Origin of the sequence: Flavobacterium sp. WC2421 (genome assembly GCF_040822115.1) — a bacterium.
GTDB lineage: Bacteria > Bacteroidota > Bacteroidia > Flavobacteriales > Flavobacteriaceae > Flavobacterium.
The window spans coordinates 3085001-3102813 of the sequence record NZ_CP162004.1 but is presented as its reverse complement, the minus strand read 5'-3'; the positions used below and the strand labels follow the sequence as shown (position 1 = coordinate 3102813).

8 protein-coding genes, 2 tRNA genes and 4 rRNA genes (1 of these 14 cut by a window edge) are annotated in these 17813 nt (G+C 38.7%); 12 read left to right on the top strand and 2 right to left on the bottom strand.

What is annotated here, in order from left to right:
• The first annotated feature begins 158 nt into the window (after positions 1-158).
• From AB3G33_RS13225 to AB3G33_RS13215, 3 genes are read left to right on the top strand one after another with little or no spacing between them, the layout of a single operon-like run.
• Positions 159-1241 carry an efflux RND transporter periplasmic adaptor subunit gene (locus AB3G33_RS13225; protein ID WP_367770287.1) on the top strand — a complete coding sequence of 361 codons (1083 nt, stop codon included), beginning with the start codon at positions 159-161 and terminating at the stop codon, positions 1239-1241.
• 22 nt (positions 1242-1263) lie between these two features.
• Positions 1264-4431, top strand: a complete 3168-nt coding sequence (locus AB3G33_RS13220; protein WP_367770284.1) for an efflux RND transporter permease subunit — start codon at positions 1264-1266, stop codon at positions 4429-4431.
• A complete protein-coding gene (locus AB3G33_RS13215) occupies positions 4424-5857 on the top strand; it encodes a TolC family protein (RefSeq protein WP_367770281.1) in 1434 nt (477 codons plus the stop codon). Before AB3G33_RS13220 ends, AB3G33_RS13215 begins: the two co-directional genes overlap by 8 nt.
• A gap of 129 nt (positions 5858-5986) precedes the next feature.
• Here AB3G33_RS13215 and AB3G33_RS13210 read toward each other — a convergent pair whose 3' ends face one another.
• Both AB3G33_RS13210 and AB3G33_RS13205 read right to left on the bottom strand, forming a co-directional pair.
• Complete coding sequence (locus AB3G33_RS13210; protein WP_367770277.1) at positions 5987-6583, bottom strand: DUF2238 domain-containing protein; 597 nt, start codon at positions 6581-6583, stop codon at positions 5987-5989.
• Between the two features lie 117 nt (positions 6584-6700).
• Positions 6701-7789, bottom strand: coding sequence for a M42 family metallopeptidase (locus AB3G33_RS13205; RefSeq protein ID WP_367770274.1), 1089 nt, complete (start codon positions 7787-7789; stop codon positions 6701-6703).
• Between the two features lie 80 nt (positions 7790-7869).
• Between AB3G33_RS13205 and AB3G33_RS13200 the strand changes: the two genes are divergently transcribed.
• The 9 genes from AB3G33_RS13200 to AB3G33_RS13160 form a co-directional block, all read left to right on the top strand.
• Positions 7870-8550 carry a DUF4294 domain-containing protein gene (locus AB3G33_RS13200; protein WP_367770271.1) on the top strand — a complete coding sequence of 227 codons (681 nt, stop codon included), beginning with the start codon at positions 7870-7872 and terminating at the stop codon, positions 8548-8550.
• Positions 8551-9569: 1019 nt separating this feature from the next.
• On the top strand, positions 9570-9734 hold the full coding sequence (locus AB3G33_RS13195) for a hypothetical protein (RefSeq protein WP_367768211.1): 165 nt from the start codon (positions 9570-9572) through the stop codon (positions 9732-9734).
• A gap of 3 nt (positions 9735-9737) precedes the next feature.
• Positions 9738-11251, top strand: a 16S ribosomal RNA gene (locus AB3G33_RS13190).
• A gap of 127 nt (positions 11252-11378) precedes the next feature.
• A tRNA-Ile gene (locus AB3G33_RS13185) sits at positions 11379-11452 on the top strand.
• 115 nt (positions 11453-11567) lie between these two features.
• Positions 11568-11641 (top strand) — tRNA-Ala (locus AB3G33_RS13180).
• Positions 11642-11825: 184 nt separating this feature from the next.
• A 23S ribosomal RNA gene (locus tag AB3G33_RS13175) occupies positions 11826-14711 on the top strand.
• Positions 14712-14874: 163 nt separating this feature from the next.
• Positions 14875-14984: ribosomal RNA gene (gene rrf / locus AB3G33_RS13170) — 5S ribosomal RNA — on the top strand.
• 1237 nt (positions 14985-16221) lie between these two features.
• Positions 16222-16386: a hypothetical protein gene (locus AB3G33_RS13165; protein WP_367768211.1), complete on the top strand. Its 165-nt coding sequence runs from the start codon at positions 16222-16224 to the stop codon at positions 16384-16386.
• 3 nt (positions 16387-16389) lie between these two features.
• Positions 16390-17813 (top strand): 16S ribosomal RNA (locus AB3G33_RS13160); it runs 90 nt beyond the window's last position.
• Together the 16S, 23S and 5S rRNA genes with 2 tRNA genes alongside form the textbook arrangement of a ribosomal RNA operon.

Here is a 17813-nt window from a genome sequence, read left to right as displayed (position 1 = left end):
CATTAGTTGTTAGACTAAGCGGTACTTGTAAATTTAATAATACAGCTCATTCTTCCTGAAAGGCAATTTTGTCACTTTCAGGCAACTGATGGTTTTTTACTTTCAAAAGGAATCTATGTATTCCAAAACATCAATTGCTAAATTTCCATTTTCACACCATGAAAAAAATTGTCATGATTACGGGCTTAATGGCCACGTTGTTCCTTGTAAGTTGTAACTCAAAAAAGGAAGAAAAAGAAGAGGTTGTAAAATATGCGGTAACAAATCCTATGGTATTGGATACTTCATTTACAAAACAATATGTCTCTCAAATTAAGTCGGTTAAAAATATCGAAATTAGATCTCAAGAAAAAGGATATCTTCAAAATATTTATGTTGATGAAGGGCAGTATGTGAAAGCAGGCCAAATTATGTTTCGTATTATGTCTAAATTTCAAGAAGCTGATTTGTTAAAGTCGCAAGCTGAAGTTAAGGCCGCCGAAATTGATTTACAAAACACTAAAGTTTTAGCAGATAAAAATATTGTATCTAAGAATGAATTAGCTATGGCTTTAACTAAGCTTCAAGGAGCCAAAGCTGAAGTAGCTTCTGCAAATTTGCATTTATCGTACACTATAATTAAAGCTCCGTTTTCAGGAACGATTGATAGAATTCCAAAAAAGTTAGGGAGTCTGATTGAAGAAGGAGATTTGTTGACCTCGCTTTCAGACAATAGTGCGGTTTACGCTTATTTTAATTTATCAGAACCTGAATATCTGAATTATCAAATGGATGTTAAGGATCGTGGAGATAAAAAAGTAGACTTGCTTTTGGCTAATAATGAAATGTTTAAAGATAAAGGAGTTGTAGAACTTGTAGAAGGTGAATTTGATAGTGAAACAGGCAATATTGCTTTTAGAGCTCGTTTTCCAAATCCAGATAAATTATTAAGAAATGGAGAAACAGGGAGTGTTATTATGACAAATCCTATAAAAAATGCCATGGTAATTCCTCAAAAAACAACTTATGAAATTCAAGATAAAAAATATGTTTTTGTAGTGGATAAAAACAATGTTGTGAAAGTAAGAGAAATTACAATTATTGGTGAAATGCCAGATATCTATATAGTTAAAAGTGGTATTAATGCTAATGATAGAATTTTGTTAGAAGGTGTTCAGAAAGTAAAAGATAATGACAAAATAAAAGTTGATTATCAAAAGCCAGAGGATGTATTGAATCACCTGAGGTATAAAGCTAACTAGTCTTAACTAAAAAAAATAAAAAATGTTTAATAAATTTATTGAAAGACCAGTATTGTCGATAGTTATATCGCTGATGATTGTTTTGATAGGTGTTTTGGCTATGACGACTTTGCCAGTTACACAATTGCCATCAATATCTCCACCAAAAGTAAATGTTACTGCAGATTATCCAGGAGCAAATAATGAATTATTGGTTAAATCTGTCATAATTCCAATTGAGAGAGCTTTAAATGGTGCTCCTGGTATAAAATATATTACTTCAGATGCAGGTAATGATGGTGAAGCATCAATTCAAGTAGTATTTAAGTTAGGAACAGATCCTAATCAAGCGGCAATAAATATTCAAAATAGAGTTTCTACTATTGTAAATAAGTTACCACCCTTAGTAATTAGGGAAGGAGTGAAAATTACGAGAGAAGAATCAAATAATTTAATGTACATAAACGTGTTTAGTACAGATCCAACAATGGATCAAAAATTCTTATTTAATTATACGGATATTAATTTATTATCTGAAATTAAAAAAGTAGATGGAGTAGGTGATGCTGATATTATTGGAAACCGTGATTATGCTATGCGTATCTGGTTGAAACCTGATAGAATGCTAGCATTTAAGGTTTCTACAGATGAAGTTATGAATGCTTTATCGCAACAAAGTTTAGAAGCGGCACCTGGTAAAACAGGAGAAAGTTCAGGAAAACGCTCTCAGACATTTGAATATGTTTTAAAATATCCTGGTCGATTTACTACTGCTGAAGAATATGGGAATATAATCATCAAATCTAATTCTGATGGTGCCATACTTCGTTTGAAAGATATTGCAAAAATAGAATTTGGAAGTTCGATGTATGATATTTATTCAAATTTAAATGGAAGACCTTCCTCTGCAATAACAATTAAACAATCTTATGGTAGTAATGCTTCTCAAGTTATTAAAGATGTTAAAGCAAAACTGGAAGAAATAAAGAAAACTTCATTTCCAAAAGGAGTTGATTATGAAATTAGTTATGATGCTTCTAAATTCCTAGATGCTTCTATTGAAAAAGTAATTCATACTTTACTTGAAGCTTTCGTTTTAGTTGGATTGGTAGTGTTTTTGTTTCTCGGTGACTGGCGTTCGACTATAATTCCAGCAATTGCAGTACCTGTTTCGCTTATTGGAACTTTTGTTTTTATGCAATTTTTCGGAATTTCTATAAACTTAGTAACTTTATTCGCTTTGGTTTTAGCCATTGGAGTTGTTGTTGATGATGCAATTGTTGTAATCGAGGCGGTACATGCCAAGATGGAAGAGGAGCATTTACCACCGATTGAAGCTACTAAAAAAGCGATGCATGAAATTAGTGGTGCTATTATAGCTATTACATTTTTGATGGCTGCAGTATTTATACCCGTTGCTTTTATGACTGGTCCAGTAGGAGTATTCTACAGACAATTTTCAATAACAATGGCATCAGGAATTATTCTTTCCGGTGTAGTAGCATTGACATTAACACCGGCTCTATGTGCAATGATGTTAAAAAACAACCATGGTGTAGCTAGAAAGAAGACCCCAATTAATAATTTTTTAGATGGTTTTAATTCTAAATTCAACCGTCTTAATGGAAAATACAGCGCCTTACTAGGGAAAATTGTTAGTCGAAGATTAGTGACTTTTGGAATTTTGATTGCTTTTTGTATTGGGATCTTTTTTATGAACAATAGTCTTCCATCTGGATTTATCCCAACCGAAGATCAAGGAACAATTTATGCAATTATTCAAACGCCTCCTGGTTCTACATTAGAGAGAACGAATGATATCGCTTTACAACTTCAAAAAATTGCTGAAAAAATTGACGGGGTGCAATCTGTATCTGCTTTGGCTGGTTTTGAAATACTTACCGAAGGTACTGGAGCAAATTCAGGTACCTGTCTAGTAAATTTAAAAAATTGGTCAGATAGGAAACATTCTGCAGTTGAGATAATGAAAGAACTAGAAGAGAAATCAAAAACAATTACTGGAGCTTCTCTTGAGTTTTTTCAGCCACCTGCAGTTCCAGGTTATGGCGCAGCTGGAGGATTTGAATTAAGATTACTTGATATAGCTGGTTCTGGGGATTACAAAAAGATGGAAACAGTCAATAACGATTTTGTAAAAGAATTGAATAAGCGTCCTGAATTAACTTCGACTTTTAGTTTCTATAGTGCAAGTTTCCCTCAATATATGTTGCGAATTGATAATGATCTGGCACAACAAAAAGGGGTTACTATAGATAATGCTATGAACACACTTTCCACATTGATTGGAAGTAATTATGAAATTAGTTTCATCAAGTATGATAGACAATATAAGGTAATTGTTCAATCGTCACCTGAATATAGAGCGCTACCAGAAGATGTTTTAAAGTTGTATGTAAAAAACGATCGTGATGAAATGGTGCCATTTTCGGCATTCATGCACATGGAAAAGGTTTATGGACTATCGGAGATTACACGTCATAATATGTTTAACTCTTCTGAGATTAGTGGACAAGCCGCGCCTGGGTATAGTAGTGGTGAAGCAATTAAAGCAATTCAAGAAGTCGCTGCAAAAGACTTACCTAGAGGTTATGGTATTGACTGGGCAGGTATTTCTAAGGATGAAGTAGGTCGTGGTAACGAAGCCATTATTATTTTTCTAATTTCTTTGTTATTTGTTTACTTTGTTTTGGCTGCACAATATGAAAGTTTTGTTTTACCATTTGCCGTAATTCTATCACTTCCAGCGGGTATTTTTGGTTCCTATTTACTACTTTCAATTATGGGGCTAGATAATAATATATACGCTCAGGTAGCCTTTGTAATGCTTATAGGTTTGCTAGGTAAAAATGCAGTTTTAATTGTTGAGTTTGCAGTCCAGAAGCATGAAGCTGGCGCCACAGTATTTGAAGCGGCGATGGAAGGTGCAAAAGTGAGGTTCCGACCAATTTTAATGACATCATTTGCATTTATAGCAGGATTAATTCCACTTGTGTTTGCCGAAGGTCCAGGGAAAATTGGTAACCGTACTATCGGTACTGCAGCTGCGGGAGGAATGCTTCTAGGAACCGTTTGTGGTGTTTTAATTATTCCCGGATTGTATTTTATTTTTGGTAGCATTGCTGCCAAAATTAAAATGATTAAAATACAAAATAATAATCCATTAACTGAAGAAATTGACAACCATGTATAAAATCAAATTACAACAATTTAGTATAGTTTTAAGCATTTGTCTTGCTGTTGTAAGCTGTAAAGCTCCGTCTGCTGTAACAATGTCTGAAAACAAAATGATTCCAGAAAGTTTTGGAATTAGCAAGGACACAGTTAATAGTTCAAATCTGAGTTGGAATAACTATTTTAAAGATCCTAATCTTGTCAATTTAATTGATATTGCACTAAAAAACAATCAGGAGTTGATGATTACTTTGCAAGAAATTGAAATGGCAAAGAATGATATCCGTGTTCGAAAAGGGGCATTATTGCCATCTGTTGGACTAAGAGCAGGAACTGGAGTAGAAAAAGTAGGAAGATATACCAGCCAAGGCGCTGGTGATGCTAGTACTGAAATTGCGCCAGGTAAAGAGTTTCCAGATCCATTGACTGATTTTAATGTTGGAGCCTATGCCAATTGGGAAGTTGATATTTGGAAAAAATTGCATAATTCTAAGAAAGCTGCTGTGACTAGATATTTATCTACTATTGAAGGAAAGAATTTTGTAATTACAAATCTTATTTCTGAAGTTGCTGACTCCTATTATGAGTTATTGGCTTTGGATAGCCAATTGGAAATTGTAAAACAAAACATCCAATTGCAACAGAATGCGCTTGAAATTGTAAAAGTGCAAAAAGAAGCAGCAAGAGCAACAGAATTAGCCGTTCAAAAATTTCAAGCTGAAGTTTTGGCTTCTAAAAGTATGGAGTTTCAAATAAACCAAAAAATTGTAGAAACTGAAAACACGATCAACTTTTTGCTGGGACGTTATCCTGAAAAAATCACCAGAGACAGTGCTAGTTTTTTAAATCTAATACCAGCAACAATTCAGTCCGGTATACCATCTCAATTATTAATTAATAGACCGGATGTAAAACAAGCCGAATTAGATTTGACTGCTGCTAAACTAGATGTAAAAGTAGCGCGGGCTGAGTTTTATCCCTCACTTGATATTTCAGCGGCTTTTGGGCTGCAAGCTTTTAAAACTTCCTATTTGGTTAAATTTCCAGAATCTTTATTGTACAATTTAGTGGGTGACATAGCTGCACCTTTAATTAATAGAAATGCTATTAAAGCCGAGTTTGCTAATGCCAATGCACGCCAATTGCAAGCTTTGTATAATTATGATCGTACGATTTTGAATGCCTATTTAGAAGTTTCGAATCAATTAGCAAATATTGGTAATTTAGAAAAAAGTTATGCGCTTAAACAACAGCAAGTAACTGCTTTGAATACTTCTATTAGTGTAGCCAATGATTTATTTAAATCGGCTAGAGCTGATTATTTTGAAGTTTTGATGACCCAACGGGATGCACTTGATGCTAAACTGGAATTGGTAGAAACCAAAAAAGACCAACTGAATGCTTTTGTGCAAGTGTATAAAGCACTTGGTGGAGGTTGGAAATAAAATAGAATAAGGTTATAAATAATAAAATCCGGATAGAGATATCCGGATTTTGTTGTTATAATAGTATGTAAAGCTAAAAAAGCATTGTGGAATTTAAGTTTATTAAACCTAGAAAGGTTTATATGTAGACTAAATTTTTTGAAGCTGTTTATCCTGAATCTTTGAAAACAGTATTAAACCAGTTATTGCACCAATAGTAGCAAATAACATGTCAGATTGGGTGTCCCAAATATCACCTTGAGTTCCTAAAAAAGCATCACCTTCATCTCCCGAAGCGATAGAAACAAACCATTCAATCCATTCGTAAGCAGCACTAATGGCTAAACAGATGGAAACAATAATAAAATTAAAAAAGCTTTTATTGCTGATTACATTTTTACGAATAAATAATTCTCTTATAATCATTGCTGGTACTAAACCTTGTGCAAAGTGACCCACTTTATCATAATTGTTTCTACTTTGATGAAATGCGTCTTTAATATAATCGAAAAAGGGAACTTCGGCATACGTATAATGACCACCTATGAATAATATAATGCAATGAATAAGAATAAGGAAGTAGGTGAAATTGGTAAATCTAAATTTATTAAAAGTAAAAGCTAAAACCAAAATACCAATGATAGCAGGGATAATTTCAAGAAAACAAGTGAAAACTTCTTTTGGATTGATAACAGACCATAGAAAAGTTCCAAAAAAGACAATTAACATTAAGTAGATATACTTCATATTTTGGTGATTTTTAGCCCTGATAGAAGCGATATCTCCCGATAGAGAAAAATAAGGCTTTTTGGCCGTAGTTTTTCCTATCGGGAATAAAGCAGATAGCAGGAATAGCTCCTAATCCTATTTGAAGTAAGAGAAAGTTTCGTTATTCTCTAATTTTAATAATGTTTCATAGATTAATTTAATCACGTTTTCAACATCATCACGGTGCACCATTTCAACTGTAGTATGCATGTAACGCAACGGAAGTGAAATCAAAGCCGATGCTACACCACCATTACTGTAGGCAAATGCGTCTGTATCAGTTCCAGTAACGCGAGAAGAAGCAAGACGTTGAAAAGGAATTTTCTTTTCCTCGGCAGTGTCTAGGATCAGTTCTCTTAGATTATTTTGAACTGCTGGAGCATAAGTTACAACTGGTCCTTTTCCTATTTTAGTATCTCCTTCGATTTTCTTGTCAATCATAGGAGTTGTAGAGTCATGACATACATCAGTAACTATTGCTACATTTGGTTTGATAGTTTTAGTGATCATTTCAGCACCACGCAAACCTACTTCTTCTTGAACGGAGTTAGTAATGTACAATCCAAAAGGAAGTTTTACTTTGTTTTCATGCAGTAAACGCGCTACTTCGGCAATCATAAAACCTCCCATACGGTTATCAATTGCGCGACAAACAAATTTGTTCTCGTTTAAAATAATGAATTCATCAGGATAAGTAATCACGCAACCTACATGAACACCCATTTTTTCTACTTCTTCTTTGGTTTCACAACCAAGATCGATGAAAATATTGCTGATTTTTGGATTTTCTTCTTTGTCTCTATTTCTGGTATGAATGGCAGGCCAACCAAAAACTCCTTTTACAATTCCTTTTTTGGTGTGAATGTTCACACGTTTAGAAGGGGCAATTTGGTGATCCGAACCTCCATTTCTAATGACGTATATCAATCCATCATCAGTAATGTAGTTTACATACCAAGAAATTTCATCGGCATGACCTTCAATCACTACTTTATAAGGAGCGTCAGGGTTGATGATTCCTACGGCCGTTCCGTAAGTATCGGTTATAAAAGTATCAACGTATGGTTTTAAATAATCCATCCAAATTTTTTGCCCTTCGGCTTCAAACCCAGTAGGAGAGGCGTTGTTTAAGTATTGCTCTAAAAAAGTGATAGAGGATTTTTTTAATATCGATTTTGTGCTCATAAAAATATTTTTTGCTAATTTATAAATTTGGCATTACAGTTGTACATATAATGTATAATTTTACAATTAAATTATGCCTCATGAAGTTAACTACCTATACTATATTCTTTTTATTACTATCGTTTTTTGCCAAAGCTCAGGAGATTCCTCCAGCTCCTACGCCAATGGGGTACGAATTAAAAGAATCAGATGATGTAGTAAATGACACGATACAGTTGGAGGAAATTGTGGTTTCAAAAGAGAAACTAGATCCCGATGCCAAAAAACAATTTTTAATTCTTCAAAACAGGGTTTATAAAACATACCCTTATGCAAAACTCGCATCCGAAAGATTGACCAATCTCAATAGAGGTATGGATCGCTTATCTACAAATAAAGAAAAGAAAAAGTATTTTAAAATTGTCGAAGATTACCTTAATAATGAGTTTGAAGCCAAACTAAAGAAGCTTTCCCGAAGTCAAGGTAGAATTTTAGTAAAATTGATTCATCGTCAAACCGGAACCACCACTTATGAATTGGTTAAAACGCTAAAAAGCGGATGGAAAGCGTTTTGGTCCAATACTGCTGCGAGTATGTTTGATATTAATTTAAAATCGGAATATGCTCCATATACAGTAAATGAAGATTTTTTGATAGAAACAATATTACAAAGAGCCTTTGAATCAGGAAGATTAGTAAATCAAACCCCCGCAAATCCTGTTGATATAGATAAACTAAATGAATTTTGGGAATCCAAAGCTGAGCAGGTAAAGAAGAAATAACTTACCCAATTTTTCTACCTAATATAGTATAGCCAATTTAAAACATGATTTTGCATTCTAGTAACTACAGTTATATGGAGCTATTTCCTGCTATCCGCTTCAATCTACCTCGCCGAAACCCGGCTCAGTAGGATTTTCGCTGCTATCAGGGCTAGAGGTGCATTGGTTTTAATTACAATGTATAATAGAGAATAATTTTGACTCCTATATATAAGGAGTCGCTTTCTCTGTTTAGCTTATATGTCTTTCTGTAGCTTATGTAGTAATTCTTCAAACGAGTTTCATAAAGGCTTAAAAATTTTGTCATAAGATCTTCAATATAACTAATATGTTCTTTTATGTCTTATAGGTTTAAAAGAAAAGCGTAGCGATAGCCCATAGATTGTATAGTTGTTTTCAATATTATCACATAAGATCTCCAAGAAGTAGCAAAGTAATATGTCTAATCTAACTTCTATGTCCTTCTATGTCTTATATGGTTAAAAGAAACTGAAAACAAGACCTGCGAGAAATATATGATCCAACTTCTATGACCTATATGTTTAAAAATACCGTTGTATTGAATAGTAAATCTCAAACTATTTCATTTATTTTACCATTTACATCAAACGGTAGTTGATAGAGCAAAAATATATTTCTTTCAACTTAAACATTTCCAATGTGTTAAAAATAAATCGCAAATAAAGCAAAGAAAAGCGGTTAAAAAGTATTGAATAACGGTTTAAAGAGTCTACTTTTGCACCCGCAACAACGCAGACGTTCTTTCAAATACTGGCAAGCAAACGAAACAAGGCAGAAAATTTATTTTCAAAAAAAGTTTCAAAAAAGCTTGTGAGATTTAAAAGTGATAGTTACTTTTGCACCCCGCTAAATGCGCAACGTTCCTTGATAAGTTGATAAGAGAAGAGAAGAAAAAGAAAGATTTATTTTTCTAAAAAACTTCAAATTTTTCTTGCCAGATAAAAAGAGAAGTTGTACTTTTGCACCCGCTTCGAGAAACACGTTAAGTGTTGCTACGAGTGGAAAACAAGATAAGACACGTTCCTAGACATATTGAATTGACAGCCGTTTTTGAGAGAGATTTCAAAGACAAAAGAATAAGAGTAATAGAATCGAGAGATTTGAAAAAACCACTAGACCTTCAGTCAAAAATAAATAGAGAATCATTTATGGTTCTCGCATAATATACGATGAAGAGTTTGATCCTGGCTCAGGATGAACGCTAGCGGCAGGCTTAACACATGCAAGTCGAGGGGTATAGTTCTTCGGAATTAGAGACCGGCGCACGGGTGCGTAACGCGTATGCAATCTACCTTTCACAAAGGGATAGCCCAGAGAAATTTGGATTAATACCTCATAGTATAATTGAATGGCATCATTTAATTATTAAAGATTTATCGGTGAAAGATGAGCATGCGTCCCATTAGCTAGTTGGTATGGTAACGGCATACCAAGGCTACGATGGGTAGGGGTCCTGAGAGGGAGATCCCCCACACTGGTACTGAGACACGGACCAGACTCCTACGGGAGGCAGCAGTGAGGAATATTGGACAATGGGCGCAAGCCTGATCCAGCCATGCCGCGTGCAGGATGACGGTCCTATGGATTGTAAACTGCTTTTATACGAGAAGAAACACTCCTTCGTGAAGGAGCTTGACGGTATCGTAAGAATAAGGATCGGCTAACTCCGTGCCAGCAGCCGCGGTAATACGGAGGATCCAAGCGTTATCCGGAATCATTGGGTTTAAAGGGTCCGTAGGCGGTTTAGTAAGTCAGTGGTGAAAGCCCATCGCTCAACGGTGGAACGGCCATTGATACTGCTAGACTTGAATTATTAGGAAGTAACTAGAATATGTAGTGTAGCGGTGAAATGCTTAGAGATTACATGGAATACCAATTGCGAAGGCAGGTTACTACTAATATATTGACGCTGATGGACGAAAGCGTGGGTAGCGAACAGGATTAGATACCCTGGTAGTCCACGCCGTAAACGATGGATACTAGCTGTTGGGAGCAATCTCAGTGGCTAAGCGAAAGTGATAAGTATCCCACCTGGGGAGTACGAACGCAAGTTTGAAACTCAAAGGAATTGACGGGGGCCCGCACAAGCGGTGGAGCATGTGGTTTAATTCGATGATACGCGAGGAACCTTACCAAGGCTTAAATGTAGATTGACCGGTTTGGAAACAGACTTTTCGCAAGACAATTTACAAGGTGCTGCATGGTTGTCGTCAGCTCGTGCCGTGAGGTGTCAGGTTAAGTCCTATAACGAGCGCAACCCCTGTTGTTAGTTGCCAGCGAGTCATGTCGGGAACTCTAACGAGACTGCCAGTGCAAACTGTGAGGAAGGTGGGGATGACGTCAAATCATCACGGCCCTTACGCCTTGGGCTACACACGTGCTACAATGGCCGGTACAGAGAGCAGCCACTGGGCGACCAGGAGCAAATCTACAAAACCGGTCACAGTTCGGATCGGAGTCTGCAACTCGACTCCGTGAAGCTGGAATCGCTAGTAATCGGATATCAGCCATGATCCGGTGAATACGTTCCCGGGCCTTGTACACACCGCCCGTCAAGCCATGGAAGCTGGGGGTGCCTGAAGTCGGTGACCGCAAGGAGCTGCCTAGGGTAAAACTGGTAACTAGGGCTAAGTCGTAACAAGGTAGCCGTACCGGAAGGTGCGGCTGGAACACCTCCTTTCTAGAGCCTTAGTGTTAGCTTATTTATAAGCACGGTAGGGAAAGAGACGAAAAGAGAAAGTGGAAACAAAGATTAAGAATTTATTACTCTTGCTGTTAGTTCAAATAATACCATTTAAGAATAAGAGTGTCTCGTAGCTCAGCTGGTTAGAGTACTACACTGATAATGTAGGGGTCGACAGTTCGAGTCTGTCCGAGACAACTATTAAACTTAAATAGATTCTGAAATAAATTCAGAATAAAAGGAAATTTTAGAAGTATGAGTATGAATTATACATTAATTCAAAATTCACCATTCATAATTTAAAATTTGAAACGGGGGATTAGCTCAGCTGGCTAGAGCGCCTGCCTTGCACGCAGGAGGTCAACGGTTCGACTCCGTTATTCTCCACAAATCAAAAGTTGATACGTTGATTTGTTAAATCGGTTAAACGATTAAACGAAAAAACGATTAAACTAGCGATAAAAGTTCATTGACATATTGAGATAAGAAAAATATAAAAAGTAGAAAGCGTTTTTTACTATTTATAGTAGAAAACAAACAAAAACGGTCCTAATTAATTTTAGGATTGGTACAATAAGCAAAATAAGGGCGTATGGGGGATGCCTTGGCTCTCAGAGGCGATGAAAGGCGTGATAAGCTGCGAAAAGCTACGGGGACGGGCACACACCGATTGATCCGTAGATACCTGAATGGGGCAACCCACTAGATTGAAGATCTAGTACACCGATAGGTGGGCAAACCCGCTGAACTGAAACATCTAAGTAGGCGGAGGAGAAGAAAACAAAAGTGATTCCGTAAGTAGTGGCGAGCGAACGCGGATTAGCCCAAACCAATGTTGTTACGGCAATGTTGGGGTTGTAGGACCACGATATTCAATGTAAAACGAACTAGAATCTACTGGAAAGTAGAACCAAAGAGGGTGATAGTCCTGTATAGGTAAGTGATATAATTGATAGTGGTATCCTGAGTAGGGCGGGACACGAGAAATCCTGTCTGAATTTGGCGGGACCATCCGCTAAGGCTAAATACTCCTGAGAGACCGATAGTGAACCAGTACCGTGAGGGAAAGGTGAAAAGAACCGTGAATAACGGAGTGAAATAGATCCTGAAACCATACGCTTACAAGCGGTCGGAGCCCTTTCGTGGGGTGACGGCGTGCCTTTTGCATAATGAGCCTACGAGTTAACGTTGCTGGCAAGGATAAGTGGTTAAGCCACGGATCCGTAGCGAAAGCGAGTCTGAATAGGGCGCTTTAGTCAGTAGTGTTAGACGCGAAACCGTGTGATCTACCCATGGACAGGTTGAAGCTGTGGTAACACATAGTGGAGGACCGAACCCGTTGACGTTGAAAAGTCTTGGGATGATCTGTGGGTAGGGGTGAAAGGCCAATCAAACTCGGAAATAGCTCGTACTCCCCGAAATGCATTTAGGTGCAGCGTTAGTTATAAAGTTATATAGAGGTAGAGCTACTGATTGGATGCGGGGGCTTCACCGCCTACCAATTCCTGACAAACTCCGAATGCTATATAATGTTCACTAACAGTGAGGGCTTGGGTGCTAAGGTCCAAGTCCGAGAGGGAAAGAACCCAGACCATCAGCTAAGGTCCCCAAATATATACTAAGTTGAAAGAACGAGGTTTGTCTGCATAGACAGCTAGGATGTTGGCTTGGAAGCAGCCATTCATTTAAAGAGTGCGTAACAGCTCACTAGTCGAGCGGACGAGCATGGATAATAATCGGGCATAAGTATATTACCGAAGCTATGGATTTACAATTTATTGTAAGTGGTAGGGGAGCATTCTCACAGGGTAGAAGGTGTATCGTAAGGTATGCTGGACCGGTGAGAAAAGAAAATGTAGGCATAAGTAACGATAATGCGGGCGAGAAACCCGCACACCGAAAGACTAAGGTTTCCACAGCTATGCTAATCAGCTGTGGGTTAGTCGGGACCTAAGGCGAACCCGAAAGGGACAGTCGATGGACAACGGGTTAATATTCCCGTACTACTGTTAACTGTGATGGGGTGACGGAGTGATGAAAGTGCCGCGAACTGACGGAATAGTTCGTTGAAGTACCTACCTATAAGACCCGCAGGCAAATCCACGGGTTTTGGGGAAATACGATAGTACTCGGCGTCTTCGGACAAAGAGATAGTGCACCTAAGGGCTTCCAAGAAAAACCTCTAAACTTCAGGTTAATAGTACCCGTACCGCAAACCGACACAGGTAGTCGAGATGAGAATTCTAAGGTGCTCGAGAGATTCATGGCTAAGGAATTAGGCAAAATAGACCCGTAACTTCGGGAGAAGGGTCGCCAGCAGCAATGCTGGCCGCAGTGAAGAGGTCCAGGCGACTGTTTATCAAAAACACAGGGCTCTGCAAAATCGTAAGATGAAGTATAGGGCCTGACACCTGCCCGGTGCTGGAAGGTTAAGTGGAGATGTTATGGGTAACCAGAAGCATTGAAATGAAGCCCCAGTAAACGGCGGCCGTAACTATAACGGTCCTAAGGTAGCGAAATTCCTTGTCGGGTAAGTTCCGACCTGCACGAATGGTGTAACGATCTGGACACTGTCTCAGCCATGAGCTCGGTGAAATTGTAGTAACGGTGAAGATGCCGTTTACCCGCAGTGGGACGAAAAGACCCTGTGCACCTTTACTATAGCTTAGTATTGACCTTGGATAAATGATGTGTAGGATAGGTTGGAGACTGTGAAGTGGCGTCGCTAGGCGTTGTGGAGTCATTGTTGAAATACAACCCTTTGTTTATCTGAGGCCTAACCCCGTTTTGCGGGGGACATTGCTTGGTGGGTAGTTTGACTGGGGTGGTCGCCTCCAAAAGAGTAACGGAGGCTTCTAAAGGTTCCCTCAGTACGCTTGGTAACCGTGCGTAGAGTGCAATGGCATAAGGGAGCTTGACTGAGAGACATACAGGTCGATCAGGTACGAAAGTAGAGCATAGTGATCCGGTGGTTCCGCATGGAAGGGCCATCGCTCAAAGGATAAAAGGTACGCCGGGGATAACAGGCTGATCTCCCCCAAGAGCTCATATCGACGGGGGGGTTTGGCACCTCGATGTCGGCTCGTCACATCCTGGGGCTGGAGAAGGTCCCAAGGGTTGGGCTGTTCGCCCATTAAAGTGGCACGCGAGCTGGGTTCAGAACGTCGTGAGACAGTTCGGTCTCTATCTACTGTGGGCGCAAGAAATTTGAGTGGATCTGATTCTAGTACGAGAGGACCGAATTGGACAAACCTCTAGTGTATCTGTTGTCACGCCAGTGGCATGGCAGAGTAGCTACGTTTGGAAGGGATAAGCGCTGAAAGCATATAAGCGCGAAACCCACCACAAGATGAGATTTCTTTTAAGGATCGTGGGAGATGACCACGTTGATAGGCTATAGATGTAAAGGCAGTAATGTCATAGTCGAGTAGTACTAATAATCCGTAAGCTTATGTACACCTTTCCAGCCTCGCAAGAGGCTGGGGAAACTTTCTAATTCCTAGATTCGTTCAGGAACTAATATTTTTTTCTTTATCTCAGTATGTTAAGATATTGTTCAATAGATTTTTATCGTAAGATAAACAATCATTGAAAAATTGCCCAAAGCAATTATAACTTCTTAAGGTGGTTATTGCGGCGGGGCTCACCTCTTCCCATCCCGAACAGAGTAGTTAAGCCCGCCTGCGCAGATGGTACTGCAGTTATGTGGGAGAGTATGTCGTCGCCTTTCTTTAAAAACCCTATTCATTTATGTGAATAGGGTTTTTTTGTGCGCAAAAAAAATCGATTTTTCTTCAAGGAATGGGTATTAGAGAAGAAATAGTAATCCTAATGATTTATGTGTTTTCAGAACAATATATCTAATCCAACCGTAGTTCGGCAGATTTTGCTATGTAAATCACCTTTTTTTCTGAATATAAAAATGTACCAAAGCAGTAATTATTAGATTTTGGTATGGGTAATAGTTTTATTATTTATAGTGACGAAAGCATTTGTTATGTAATGAAGTGGTTTTTGATTGAGATTAAATAAGGGAATATCAACTTAATATATTTTAGTCTGACAATTGACTTTAGTTTAATTTATTCTCTAGTAAATAAGTCAATAGGAACATAAACGAAATTCTCACTGAATTATAACACTAAAGGTTTGGAATGTATTTTTACTGCAAACAATTTACGGGTATTTTTGAATGATTCGATGACAGTATCCGATTTTCGTGGTTAGACTAAAAAAATCAGACCTCTCAAGGGTTCATCCAATTGTTATTGAAATTTAAATGGAACAGGAGTTGTCTAAAGTGGATTTCTTAATTTCATTTTGCATTCTTTTAAAAGAATATTTTTGGATAAGAGCTACGAGAGTATTGCTTTGTTATGTCAATGAAGCGCGGTTTGGGTAAAGATTGGAACTGATTGCTGACGATTTTAAGGACTTGCTTTGCTTTAGGGAGTTGCTACTGTCTGTTTTTGGTTTTTGATTTAGGGTTGATCAGACTTTAAAAGGGGCTTGGGCGTATCTCATATGGTCATTCTTTTTTTTAGAGAAGCTTTTTTGGGATAAAATACGATTGAAAGAGCGGAGTTAGTCTGTCTTGTTAGGACGATAGAAGTGCTATTGGGAAAGGCTATATTTTGCGGAGGTAGTTCAAACTGCTTTATTAAAGCTTCTCTGTCGATAAGGGAGTATTGGATGGATAAAAAAACTTTATTTAAAATACGGGTTTTCAACAACTTAAAAACAAAGTTTCGAAAAGGTTAAAAAAAAGGCATTAAAAGTATTGAATAACGGTATAAAGGTGTTATTTTTGCACCCGCAACAACGCAGACGTTCTTTAAAATACTGGCAAGCAAACGGAATTAATTAGGAAATTTATTTTCTAAAAAAGTTTCAAAAAAGCTTGTGAGGTTTAAAAGTAATATCTACTTTTGCACCCGCTTCGAGCGACACGTTAAGTGTTGCTACGAGTGGAAAACAAGATAAGACACGTTCCTAGACATATTGAATTGACAGCCGTTTTTGAGAGAGATTTCAAAGACAAAAGAATAAGAGTAATAGAATCGAGAGATTTGAAAAAACCACTAGACCTTCAGTCAAAAATAAATAGAGAATCATTTATGGTTCTCGCATAATATACGATGAAGAGTTTGATCCTGGCTCAGGATGAACGCTAGCGGCAGGCTTAACACATGCAAGTCGAGGGGTATAATTCTTCGGAATTAGAGACCGGCGCACGGGTGCGTAACGCGTATGCAATCTACCTTTCACAGAGGGATAGCCCAGAGAAATTTGGATTAATACCTCATAGTATAATTGAGTGGCATCATTTAATTATTAAAGATTTATCGGTGAAAGATGAGCATGCGTCCCATTAGCTAGTTGGTATGGTAACGGCATACCAAGGCTACGATGGGTAGGGGTCCTGAGAGGGAGATCCCCCACACTGGTACTGAGACACGGACCAGACTCCTACGGGAGGCAGCAGTGAGGAATATTGGACAATGGGCGCAAGCCTGATCCAGCCATGCCGCGTGCAGGATGACGGTCCTATGGATTGTAAACTGCTTTTATACGAGAAGAAACACTCCTTCGTGAAGGAGCTTGACGGTATCGTAAGAATAAGGATCGGCTAACTCCGTGCCAGCAGCCGCGGTAATACGGAGGATCCAAGCGTTATCCGGAATCATTGGGTTTAAAGGGTCCGTAGGCGGTTTAGTAAGTCAGTGGTGAAAGCCCATCGCTCAACGGTGGAACGGCCATTGATACTGCTAGACTTGAATTATTAGGAAGTAACTAGAATATGTAGTGTAGCGGTGAAATGCTTAGAGATTACATGGAATACCAATTGCGAAGGCAGGTTACTACTAATATATTGACGCTGATGGACGAAAGCGTGGGTAGCGAACAGGATTAGATACCCTGGTAGTCCACGCCGTAAACGATGGATACTAGCTGTTGGGAGCAATCTCAGTGGCTAAGCGAAAGTGATAAGTATCCCACCTGGGGAGTACGAACGCAAGTTTGAAACTCAAAGGAATTGACGGGGGCCCGCACAAGCGGTGGAGCATGTGGTTTAATTCGATGATACGCGAGGAACCTTACCAAGGCTTAAATGTAGATTGACCGGTTTGGAAACAGACTTTTCGCAAGACAATTTACAAGGTGCTGCATGGTTGTCGTCAGCTCGTGCCGTGAGGTGTCAGGTTAAGTCCTATAACGAGCGCAACCCCTGTTGTTAGTTGCCAGCGAGTCATGTCGGGAACTCTAACGAGACTGCCAGTGCAAACTGTGAGGAAGGTGGGGATGACGTCAAATCATCACGGCCCTTACGCCTTGGGCTACACACGTGCTACAATGGCCGGTACAGAGAGCAGCCACTGGGCGACCAGGAGCGAATCTACAAAACCGGTCACAGTTCGGATCGGAGTCTGCAACTCGACTCCGTGAAGCTGGAATCGCTAGTAATCGGATATCAGCCATGATCCGGTGAATACGTTCCCGGGCCTTGTACACACCGCCCGTCAAGCCATGGAAGCTGGGGGTGCCTGAAGTCGGTGAC

Excerpts from the sequence above, each read along its gene's own strand:
- AB3G33_RS13205 (WP_367770274.1), bottom strand. The coding sequence starts at position 7,789 with ATGAGCACAAAATCGATATTAAAAAAATCCTCTATCACTTTTTTAGAG.
- AB3G33_RS13200 (WP_367770271.1), top strand. The coding sequence starts at position 7,870 with ATGAAGTTAACTACCTATACTATATTCTTTTTATTACTATCGTTTTTT.
- AB3G33_RS13210 (WP_367770277.1), bottom strand. The coding sequence starts at position 6,583 with ATGAAGTATATCTACTTAATGTTAATTGTCTTTTTTGGAACTTTTCTA.
- AB3G33_RS13220 (WP_367770284.1), top strand. The coding sequence starts at position 1,264 with ATGTTTAATAAATTTATTGAAAGACCAGTATTGTCGATAGTTATATCG.
- AB3G33_RS13215 (WP_367770281.1), top strand. The coding sequence starts at position 4,424 with ATGTATAAAATCAAATTACAACAATTTAGTATAGTTTTAAGCATTTGT.
- AB3G33_RS13225 (WP_367770287.1), top strand. The coding sequence starts at position 159 with ATGAAAAAAATTGTCATGATTACGGGCTTAATGGCCACGTTGTTCCTT.